The sequence below is a fragment of the Mesorhizobium sp. M7D.F.Ca.US.004.01.2.1 genome (genome assembly GCF_003997785.1).
GTDB lineage: Bacteria > Pseudomonadota > Alphaproteobacteria > Rhizobiales > Rhizobiaceae > Mesorhizobium > Mesorhizobium loti.
The window spans coordinates 1-9,307 of sequence record NZ_RZRQ01000236.1 but is presented as its reverse complement, the minus strand read 5'-3'; the positions used below and the strand labels follow the sequence as shown (position 1 = coordinate 9,307).

At 60.7% G+C, this 9,307-nt stretch carries 13 protein-coding genes; 7 read left to right on the top strand and 6 right to left on the bottom strand.

Translation table 11 applies throughout. From position 1 onward, the window contains the following. The coding region (locus EN993_RS25430) for a cbb3-type cytochrome c oxidase subunit I (RefSeq protein ID WP_206532415.1) at nt 1-637 on the bottom strand (637 nt) is incomplete at its 3' end. Between the two features lie 108 nt (nt 638-745). Next, complete coding sequence (locus EN993_RS25425; RefSeq protein WP_127265141.1) at nt 746-1,408, bottom strand: 5-formyltetrahydrofolate cyclo-ligase; 663 nt, start codon at nt 1,406-1,408, stop codon at nt 746-748. Nucleotides 1,409-1,557: 149 nt separating this feature from the next. Between EN993_RS25425 and EN993_RS25420 the strand changes: the two genes are divergently transcribed. Then, nucleotides 1,558-2,403, top strand: a complete 846-nt coding sequence (locus EN993_RS25420; RefSeq protein ID WP_127265140.1) for a LysR family transcriptional regulator — start codon at nt 1,558-1,560, stop codon at nt 2,401-2,403. 68 nt (nt 2,404-2,471) lie between these two features. Then, a complete protein-coding gene (locus EN993_RS25415) occupies nt 2,472-3,017 on the top strand; it encodes a DUF488 domain-containing protein (RefSeq protein ID WP_127265139.1) in 546 nt (181 codons plus the stop codon). Nucleotides 3,018-3,025: 8 nt separating this feature from the next. On the opposite strand, the gene EN993_RS25410 is transcribed toward EN993_RS25415, so the two are convergent. The 4 genes from EN993_RS25410 to EN993_RS25395 form a co-directional block, all read right to left on the bottom strand. Then, nucleotides 3,026-3,589 (bottom strand): nucleoside-diphosphate kinase, encoded by a 564-nt coding sequence (locus EN993_RS25410; protein WP_127265138.1) that lies wholly within the window; start codon nt 3,587-3,589, stop codon nt 3,026-3,028. A 162-nt stretch (nt 3,590-3,751) separates the two neighbouring features. Continuing rightward, the gene (gene rnk / locus EN993_RS25405; RefSeq protein ID WP_127265137.1) at nt 3,752-4,216 is read right to left on the bottom strand and encodes a nucleoside diphosphate kinase regulator; all 465 of its coding nucleotides are present in this window, start codon (nt 4,214-4,216) and stop codon (nt 3,752-3,754) included. Between the two features lie 330 nt (nt 4,217-4,546). Beyond that, the gene (locus EN993_RS25400; RefSeq protein WP_127265136.1) at nt 4,547-4,753 is read right to left on the bottom strand and encodes a hypothetical protein; all 207 of its coding nucleotides are present in this window, start codon (nt 4,751-4,753) and stop codon (nt 4,547-4,549) included. Nucleotides 4,754-4,850: 97 nt separating this feature from the next. Then, entirely contained in the window at nt 4,851-5,240 is a 390-nt protein-coding gene (locus EN993_RS25395; protein WP_245468960.1) for an XRE family transcriptional regulator, read from the bottom strand. A 234-nt stretch (nt 5,241-5,474) separates the two neighbouring features. Here EN993_RS25395 and EN993_RS25390 point away from each other — a divergent pair, with 234 nt between their 5' ends. The 5 genes from EN993_RS25390 to EN993_RS25370 form a co-directional block, all read left to right on the top strand. Further along, nucleotides 5,475-5,996, top strand: coding sequence for a hypothetical protein (locus tag EN993_RS25390; RefSeq protein ID WP_127265135.1), 522 nt, complete (start codon nt 5,475-5,477; stop codon nt 5,994-5,996). An 11-nt stretch (nt 5,997-6,007) separates the two neighbouring features. Next, nucleotides 6,008-6,706, top strand: coding sequence for a CBS domain-containing protein (locus EN993_RS25385; RefSeq protein ID WP_127265134.1), 699 nt, complete (start codon nt 6,008-6,010; stop codon nt 6,704-6,706). 8 nt (nt 6,707-6,714) lie between these two features. Continuing rightward, nucleotides 6,715-7,137, top strand: coding sequence for a group III truncated hemoglobin (locus EN993_RS25380; protein WP_127265133.1), 423 nt, complete (start codon nt 6,715-6,717; stop codon nt 7,135-7,137). Then, nucleotides 7,134-7,472 carry a ferredoxin FdxA gene (fdxA, locus tag EN993_RS25375; RefSeq protein ID WP_127265142.1) on the top strand — a complete coding sequence of 113 codons (339 nt, stop codon included), beginning with the start codon at nt 7,134-7,136 and terminating at the stop codon, nt 7,470-7,472. The genes EN993_RS25380 and fdxA overlap by 4 nt, the downstream gene beginning before the upstream one ends. Nucleotides 7,473-7,476: 4 nt before the next feature. Next, nucleotides 7,477-9,307 (top strand): hydantoinase/oxoprolinase family protein (locus EN993_RS25370; RefSeq protein WP_164757801.1); only part of this gene is annotated, 1,831 nt, incomplete at its 3' end.

The following is a 9,307-nucleotide window of genomic DNA, read 5'->3' as shown; positions in this document are numbered from 1 at the left end:
GCATGAAGGCGGTCACCAGCATCGACCAGGCGAACAAGGGCATCTTGTGCAGAGTCATTCCCGGCGCGCGCATGTTGAAGATGGTCGTAGTGAAGTTGATCGCACCGAGGATCGATGACGCTCCTGCAAGGTGGATCGAAAGGATGACGAGGTCGACGGCAGGGCCGGGCTGGCCTGAGGTCGACAGCGGCGGATAGAGCGTCCAGCCGCCGCCATGGCCGAGCGTGCCAGGTGCTCCCGGAACGAACATCGAGGTGATGAAGAGGATAAACGACATAACCAGCAGCCAGAAGGAGATGTTGTTCATGCGTGGAAAAGCCATATCGGGCGCGCCGATCATGATCGGCACCATCCAGTTGCCGAACCCCCCTATCAGCGCCGGCATGAGCACGAAGAAGATCATGACCAGCCCATGGGTACTGACGACGACGTTGTAGACAGCGGGGTCGGCGAATATCTGCAAACCTGGTTCCTGCAACTCCATGCGGATCAATACGGAAAGCGCGGTACCGAAGACCCCTGCCATTATCGAGAACAGCAGATAGAGCGTGCCGATATCCTTGTGGTTGGTCGAAAACAGCCACCTGACGAGAAAACGGGGCTTGTGGTCATCCAGCGATGCTGTCGGATTCGACATGGCGTCCTACCTGATCTTCATTGCAGGTGGGCCGGATGGATTCAGCAACCGACGACGCTTAGGAACCGTCGTCATGAATTGGAGAACCAGGCCCTGCCTGCGTCGTGTTCATTCATCGGTGACGATTACGTCCATGGGAATGTCGTGCGGCTGCGGATAGATTGTTCGAACTCGGCTTCCTGCGTAACCGACACCAACGACGAACGGCCGCTTGGACATTGCCGCGAGCGTCCTGTCGAAAAAACCACCGCCGTAACCGAGGCGGTAATTCGCCTCGTCGAAGCCGACCACCGGTGCGATTACCACATCCGGCTGGACCGAGGGTCCATGTGACGGGACCAGGATGTTCCAAACGCCACGTTCGAGCGGGTCGCCCGGCCCCCAGACGCGGAACTCCAGCGGCCAGCCTTTCTTGATGACGACCGGAAGCGCGATGCGTCCGCCGCGCTCAATGACCTTTATCGCCCAGTTGCGCAGATCGGGCTCGCCACGGAAGGGCCAATAGCCGCTGACGATGCGGCCGCTGACCTTGCCGATGGTGAGGTCGAGACGCGAGGCGATGCGTTCCGACTTGACCTTCCTCTCTTCGGTATCGACAGCGAGGCGTTCATCTATCAGGCGCTTGCGTTCCGCCTTGCGCCACGGGGCGACGTCGGCCCAAGCGTCCGGCTGGATCAGTTCCGTTCCGTACCCCGGAACGACCTGCTGCACGCAGCACGGCGACGCCGCAAATTCTCTCGTTTCGACGCGATTGGTTTCTTTGTCAGGCATTGCGCACCCTTGTTCTCTTGCCGTTGACATCCAGCGGTAAGGCCACTTGCCCCTCACAAGAAACGTTGCGCCGTGTGAAAAAGGAAGGCAAATGGAATTAAATGCTGTATTAATGCAATATTATTGCACTGAAGTTGGGAGATGCTCTGGTGGACATTGACCGCGCACGCACATTTCTGGAAATCGTTCATTCCGGCAGTTTTCTCAGGGCCGCCGACCGGCTTCATGTGACTCAGACAACGGTGAGCGCGCGGATACGCACGCTGGAGGAAGAGCTCGGACGTCAGCTCTTTATCCGCAACCGCAATGGCGCGCAGCTGACGCCGGCGGGCCGGGAGTTCGAGCGGTTCGCCCAGTCATTCGTGCAAATCTGGGAACGGGCACGGCACCAGCTCGCCATCCCATCGGGACGGACAAGCGTCGTTGCCTTGGGCGGAGAGCTCAGCTTATGGAACCCGCTGCTGCTCGACTGGCTGGTCTGGATGAAGAAGGCCAGGCCGGAAATCGCCATCCAAGCCCAAGTCGGTGTGCCGGACCAGCTCCTCGAGCAGCTCAGGACTGGCGTTCTGGACATTGCGGTGCTCTATGCGCCGAAGCTGCTACCGGGTTTCAGGGTAGAGCTTCTCGTCGAGGAGCAGCTCGTCCTGGTTCGGACCACGGACAAAGACGGGGAACCTGTCGGCTCCAAGGACTATGTCTATGTCGATTGGGGGCCGCTGTTTGCGGCCCAGCATGGTGCCAGTTCCTCTGCCTTCGGCGAGCCGGGACTGATGGTTGGCCTTGGCCCGCTTGGGCTGAGCTACATCCTGCGCGCCGGCGGAATGGGTTATTTCCGCAGGGGCGCCGCGGCTCCGCATATCGAGGCGGGGCAGCTTGAGGTCGTGGAAGGCGCGCCGGAATTCACCTATCCAGCCTATGCCGTCTATCCGGAAGCAAGCGAAGCACGAGCCGACGTGCAGGAGGCACTGCGCGGATTGAAGCAAGTTGTGAAATGATCGTCCTTCCAGGCGTGAAGCCAGGGTTCGCGTGACTGGAAGGATGGATCACAACGGATTGACCGAATATGCCTTATCCGTTCCACACCATCGGTCACTCGACCCGGTCGATCGTCGAATTCGTCTCCCTGCTAAGGGTCGGAACGATCGCCCTGGTGGTCGACATAAGGACCGTCCGACGATCGCGGGCGAACCCGCAGTTCAACAGCGAGGTGCTTCCGGATAAGCTGGCAGCGTTCGGGATCGGATATGAGCACATTGCCGAGCTTGGCGGCCTGCGCGGCAAGGCGCACGACATTCCAACGACGCTCAACGCATTCTGGATCAACCAGAGTTTTCACAACTACGCCGACTACGCGCTATCAGTGGAGTTTCATCGCGGCTTGGACCGGCTTGTGGCCCTCGGCAGGCAGCGGCGATGCGCCATCCTGTGCGCGGAAACGCTCTGGTGGCGCTGTCACAGAAGAATCGTCGCGGACTATCTCCTTAGCCGCGGCGAGTCCGTTTTTCATCTGATGGGTCATGACAAGGTCGAGCCGGCGAAACTCACCGACGGCGTGAGGGCAAGAGCCGACAGAACGCTTGTCTACCCGCCTTCACAGCCTTCGGGATAGTCGAGGCCTCAGGCGGCCGACGGACCCGGGTCGTCGAACCCGGTGTCGAAAGCCGCCATGACTTTGTTCTCCGCTTTGTCTTGCAACTCCTCGGAACGATGGACGACGCGCAGAACCGGTCCGCCCTGTCGCCATGAGACCGACGCTGCATTCCCAGTCAGCTTCAATCTCTCGCGCCTTGCGGCTTCGGGTTGATAGACCACTTCATGCACGGTCAGCGTTTCAAGGCCGCCGCCCGCAGTCGGAATGGACATGGACTGACCTTCAGCCAGACCTAGCAGCGCCAGGCCGCGCGGATTGGTGATCGGCAAAAGCATGCCGACCAGACCGCGCATCTCGTCATGTGCGACGATGCGGGTTTCGGCAGGGCCGTCGTTCACCCGATAAGCGACGCGGGTGCTGAGTGTCACGACGGTGGCCGGGATGTCTTCCCGAAACACTACAACTGCGCTCGAAATCTTCCGTTGAAGGATAGCCGAGAAGGCATCGCCGCGGGCTGGGCGGCGCTCCTGCATCACTTCAAGAATCGTGTAGTCCTTGGTCGTCAGTTGACAGCTATCGATAGTGGGCATGGTGCGTCTCCGGCCGGCCCACGAAAAGGGGATCCGGCGTCAAGCAATTGATCGGGTGTGGAGAGCTACCCCTGTGCCGGGCCAGGACAGGCCGGTACAGGGGTTACACTCCCGCGATCAGGCTGCCCGCGTGATTGAGGAGACGGATGGAAACGCCCATGTCTAGACGCCCGCCGCAATCGTCGAAGTCGCTGGCGCGCGCCGATCGCCTGCATCGCCTTCCGGAGCGGGCTGGCTCACGGCAAGCACCGTCAGTTCGTGCCGGCGCCCGTCGCGCGCGGTCCACATGATCGACTGTCCGGCCGAGAGGCCAATTAGGGCCGTGCCGATCGGCGTGAGGATTGAAACCTTGCCTTCGGAGATATCCGCACCGCCAGGAAAAACCAGCGTGACGGTTTTGGCGTCGCCGGTGTCGGGCTTGAATGTCACCGTCGAGCCCATCTGGACGGTGTCGGCGGAGACCCAGCCATCAGCGACGATGCGCGCGCGCTCGAGTTCGGCGAGCAGTTCATCGGAAGCCTCGGGGTTGCGTGCGGCCACGGTGCTCGCAACCGCCGACAGACGCGCATGGTCCGACTTCGAGATACGGATGTTCGGCTTGCGCCGGGTTTTCGTGTTGTCTTGCATTTGAATACTCATGTTTCTGCCTCGCGTCCGGGACCCGCCAAGGGATCGTCGACGGTAGTCGGTGCGACGGAAATTTATTGCTGAATGCGCCGATGCTGCAGGGACCGATGCGACCCTGCGCCAATGTCACATGTCGATTTTACATGTTCACCCCTCGGCTCGGGGCGCGCAAGGCAGCCGAGCCGGGGGCTACATTCCCGCTATGGGGCAAACCCGGAAAAGAAAATCGCGACGAATTTTGACTGCGGCGTTCATAAGACCATAGTTGGTGAAGCAATCCGGGAAGTCAAGGCAGCCCCTTGATGCAGCTTGGCGGGCCTCAATCCTAAACTAGTCAGAGCGGGCACCAAGCAGCGTTCTTATCACCAGATCTCTTCCGGCCCTGTTTATCCCGGTCCCGCCCGGTCTTTCTTCCGCCAGTCCGAGGAAGACAAGGCGTTCGGCCAAGGCTTTCGATAGAGACGGGTAAGGTCCGCGGTTCATTCGCTTGAGTGCCGTTCGTTCCTCCTCGGTGAGATCGTCCCAGATAACCGTCATGAGGGCCTCCTTGCTTGCGCCTTCCCATCTGAGCGGGGTCTGAATTGTCCAGCAATGGATGTGAGCGTGAATCCATCGAGCTCCGAAGACCTTGGGCCTATGGAACGGCGTCCGTTCCGACGATGCCGCCTTCATTCTCCAGAACGCCGATCCGCTTGACTTCCGAGCGGTTGAGTTTCAGGCGAACGCCGATACCGCCGCCGTTCTCGGCGATGAAAACGGCGCCGGCGTTTTCAAGCGTGGTTTGCAGCGTGTCGCAGACATCCTGGCCGGGAAGGCTGATCCGGCGCTCGAATTCTTCGACGATCAACGCGTCCACCCCTGAATTGCCTGCGAGCTTTTCACGGGTCCATTCGACCAGCGCGCGAGCGGCACGGCATTGAGCACCAGTGATCATCATAAAATCTCCTGCTGGACCGCTTTCGGGAGCGAAATCACCGCCTGTTGAAAGCCAAGACGGTCCGGGCGCGGCGGCTTCATCCGTCAAAATGCATATCGAATCAGAAAAAGGGAAGGGCCGCGTCACCAGTCGCAATCGAAATTATGATGCAAAATATTTGTGCTAAAGCGGCAATAAATTTCGTTTGTCTTGCATGTAATGATGGGCGAAACTCCGACAGCGAAATTGATAGGATCGGGTGCCAGCGGGAGGTCCAAACGCCAGGAAGTGGAATCTTGGCGATATCGCGCGAAGGGCGCCTTGGGCTCGGCGATGATGATAATGGACAGGCTTGAACACGATTTCGGCAGAATACTTTCCGGCAGGGGCATTCAGCGTCATGTGGTCGGGCGAATGGTATCTGCCAGCCGCCTCGACGTAGATGGCCGCAGCCCAATCCCTCCTTCGGATGACAATACTCTCAAAACACGGCTGCGCGAGGAACTGCTCCTGCAAGCACAGACCCGGCTGCCGATCACCTATACAAGACTGGCCGAGACCATGGTTGGTTCGGACGCAACAGGCGTGATCCGGGATGCACTCGAACAACTGATGGACGACGATGCGGACGAAGGCCTGCCATTGCTTGCGGCTGTTGCCGTGAAGGCGCTCGAGCCCGGTTTGCCCGCTCCCTGGTTCTTCCGGAAAGCCGAGGACATGGGGCTGTTCGATGGCGATCCGACCGATCTGGAAGCCTATGCTTTCCATGCTAGGGAGTTCTATCGTGCGATCCACCTCCATGCTGGCAACGGGCAAGGCTCTGGAACGACCTTGCCGCCGGTTCTGCCGCCTGCAGACAGGTGAAGGAGAACGAAATGCTGATCGCCAAGGACGTCATGACGTCACCGGTCATCGCGGTAGGGCCTGACAGTACGGTGGACGAGGTCGCCGATATTCTCCTGTCGCACGGGATCAGCGCCGTGCCAGTGATTGATCGAGGTGCGCTGCTGGGCATCGTTAGTGAAGGAGACCTGATCCGCCGGGCGGAGATCGGTACGGCGCCGCAGGGTCGTTCCTGGTGGCTTCATTTTTTCACCAACAACGCGGTTCAGGCGGAAGGCTATGTCAAGTCTCATTCCGAGCATGTGATCGACGTCATGACACAGCAGGTCGCGACGGTGGTCGAGAGTACGCCAGTCGCCGAGATCGCAACCCTGCTTGAACACAATCGGATCAAACGTGTCCCCGTGCTTCGCGACGGACAGGTGGTGGGGATCGTCAGTCGCGCCAATCTGGTGCGAGCTTTGGTCGTTGCCAGGAAGGGTTGGCGCGCTCCGGCCTCGCATGACGACAGCAGTATCAGGCTGGAGATTATTGACGCCTTGCGATCCGAATCGTGGCCCTCGACCGGAAGCTCGGACGTGACCGTGACCAACGGCGTGGTCACCTTCTGGGGAGCTTACTTGTCGGAGCAAGAGCGGAAAGCTTCGCTCATTCTGGCTGAAAACACCGCTGGCGTACGGGCTATCGATGATCACCGCATTCCCCTCGATATGACCTATGTCGTGGTCTGAAGGGGCGGATGAGCGCTGGATCAGAGTATGCCCTTGATGCAGACAGCCCGATTTCCGCAGAGCAGATTCGACTACTCGTCGACTCCTTCTACAACAAGATTCGCGCCGACCCGGATCTCGAGCCGATTTTCGAGCGCGTCGTTGCCGGCGATTGGGAAACGCATCTGGCGAAGATGTACGATTTCTGGTCCTCGGTCATGTTGACCACCGGGTACTACAAGGGAAGTCTCCTCGCGGTCCGCACGCATATCGGCGGATTGGAGCTCGGTCTGCTCGACCGGTGCCTCGCCTTGTTTGGCGACAGTTGCGACGAATTGCTGGACAGCGAGACTGCGGGACTCTGTTGGCTGAAGGCCGCCCACATAGCTGAAAGTCTGAAGTTGTTCTTGTTCTATCGCCCTGAACGGCCATGGCTGAGAAACGCCGCATGACGTTCGTGGTCACCGACAATTGCATCAGATGCAAATACATGGACTGCGTGGAAGTCTGTCCCGTGGACTGTTTTTACGAAGGCGAGAACATGCTCGTCATCCATCCCGATGAATGCATCGACTGCGGCGTTTGCGAACCCGAATGCCCGGCGAAGGCCATTTTTCCCGATACCGCGCCAGATCTCGACGATTGGCTCGCGCTGAACGCTGAGTACGCGTCGGTGTGGCCCAACATTGCGATCAAGCGTGATCCACCCGCCGACGCCAACGCGTTCGACGGCGAAGCAAACAAGCTGGCGAAGTATTTCTCGCCGGAACCCGGACTGGGCGACTGATATAATGAACGCATATACGCATCAGCCGTCGCCTCTTTATCTGGGTATCGACACGGGCGGCACGTACACCGATGCCGTGCTGTGGTCGGAATCCACAGGCATCGTGGCCAAGGCCAAATCGCTGACCACGCGGCACGATCTTGCCGAGGGCATCGCCGGCGCCGTCGATGCTGTTTTGTCCGAGGCTGCCATCGAACCGAGCGCGATCAAGCTCGTCTCGATGTCGACCACGCTCGCAACCAACGCCCTCGTCGAAGGGCAGGGCGGACGGGTCGCGCTGGTGATGATCGGCTTCGCTGAAGCCGATCATCACCGGGACGGATTGTCAAAAGCCCTCGGCTCCGATCCCGTGATCTTCTGCCCGGGCGGACACGACGTCCATGGTGATCCGCGTCAGCTGGTGCTGGACGCTCTCGCGGCCGCATTGCCGTCTCTTGCCGAAACGGTCTCAGGCGTCGCCGTGGCCTCCTATTTTGCGGTTCGCAATCCCGAACATGAGATCGCGGTGCGTGACGTCATCCGCGAGCGCACCGGGCTTCCGGTGACCTGTTCGCACGAACTGTCGTCGAAACTCGGCGGCCCGCGTCGGGCGCTGACCACGCTTCTCAATGCGCGACTGATCTCGATGATCGATCGCCTTGTCGACGCCACCGAGGGCTTTCTGACAAGACGCGGGATCGTCGCTCCGCTCATGATCGTGCGCGGCGACGGCGCGCTTATCACCGCTGAATTCGCTCGCGCCCGGCCGATCGAGACCATCCTGTCAGGACCAGCGGCAAGCCTGGTGGGGGCGCGGTACATGACTGGCATTGATGACGCAGTGGTGTCCGACATCGGCGGCACGACCACCGACATCGCCGTTCTGGACGGCGGCCGCCTGCGGCTCGATCCGGAAGGCGCTACCGTCGGCGGAATGCGAACCATGGTGGAAGCCGTCGCCATGCGCACCTTTGGCCTCGGTGGAGACTCGGAAGTCTCGCTCCATGAGCGGTCGCTGACTTCGACGATCGTCCTAGGCCCCCGTCGGCTCGTGCCGCTAGCGCTGGCTGCGGTGAAGCACGACGATGCCATATACAAAGGCCTCAAGCGGCAATTGCTCAGCCCTAACACCAGCCGGCTGGACGGCCGCTTCGCATTGCGCACAGGAGTGCCCGAGCGTCTGGCTGCGGGCCTGACAGTTACCGAGGCGCGGCTCTATGCTGACATTTCGGCAATTCCCGCCGCGCTTGATCGGCTGCTCGTATCGACGTCACAGGTCGCGACACTCAATCGCCTGGTCGCGCGCGGTCTGGTGCATATCGCGGGCTTCACGCCATCCGATGCGGCCCATGTGCTCGGTCGGCAGGACAACTGGGATCCTGTCGCGGCTCGACTGGGCGCCGAATTGTTCGCACGCAAGCGCGACGGCCAGGGGCATCGTGTCTCCAAAGGCGCAGAAGCATTTTCCGAGATGGTCCTCACCGCCGTCACCCGGCGTTCTGCCGAAGCCATTCTTGAAACAGTCTTTGCCGAGGACGGGCTGGATGGCGGCGTCTCTGTTGCCAATCCGCTGGTTCAGCGGGCGGTTGGCCGACGAGGCGGCATGGCGCAGCTGTCGATCGCACTCGACCGGCCGGTGATCGGCCTCGGCGCTTCGGCATCGCTTCACTACGCGGGGCTGCCGCCGATCATCGGCAATACGTGCAAGATCGCCGAACACGCCGACGTCGCAAATGCGCTGGGTGCCGTCGTCGGGCAGGTGCGGATGTCGGCGGAAGCGCGCGTCAGCCAGCCCGAGATCGGGCTTTTTCGTCTCAATTCCGGCCTGCGGCTGGACGACTTTGACACCGAGGACG

Bases quoted from the DNA above. Each gene is read 5' to 3' on its own strand.
- EN993_RS25425 (WP_127265141.1), bottom strand. From the start codon at position 1,408: ATGCCTGACAAAGAAACCAATCGCGTCGAAACGAGAGAATTTGCGGCG.
- EN993_RS25415 (WP_127265139.1), top strand. From the start codon at position 2,472: ATGCCTTATCCGTTCCACACCATCGGTCACTCGACCCGGTCGATCGTC.
- EN993_RS25410 (WP_127265138.1), bottom strand. From the start codon at position 3,589: ATGCCCACTATCGATAGCTGTCAACTGACGACCAAGGACTACACGATT.
- rnk (WP_127265137.1), bottom strand. From the start codon at position 4,216: ATGCAAGACAACACGAAAACCCGGCGCAAGCCGAACATCCGTATCTCG.
- EN993_RS25400 (WP_127265136.1), bottom strand. From the start codon at position 4,753: ATGACGGTTATCTGGGACGATCTCACCGAGGAGGAACGAACGGCACTC.
- EN993_RS25390 (WP_127265135.1), top strand. From the start codon at position 5,475: ATGGACAGGCTTGAACACGATTTCGGCAGAATACTTTCCGGCAGGGGC.
- EN993_RS25385 (WP_127265134.1), top strand. From the start codon at position 6,008: ATGCTGATCGCCAAGGACGTCATGACGTCACCGGTCATCGCGGTAGGG.
- EN993_RS25380 (WP_127265133.1), top strand. From the start codon at position 6,715: ATGAGCGCTGGATCAGAGTATGCCCTTGATGCAGACAGCCCGATTTCC.
- fdxA (WP_127265142.1), top strand. From the start codon at position 7,134: ATGACGTTCGTGGTCACCGACAATTGCATCAGATGCAAATACATGGAC.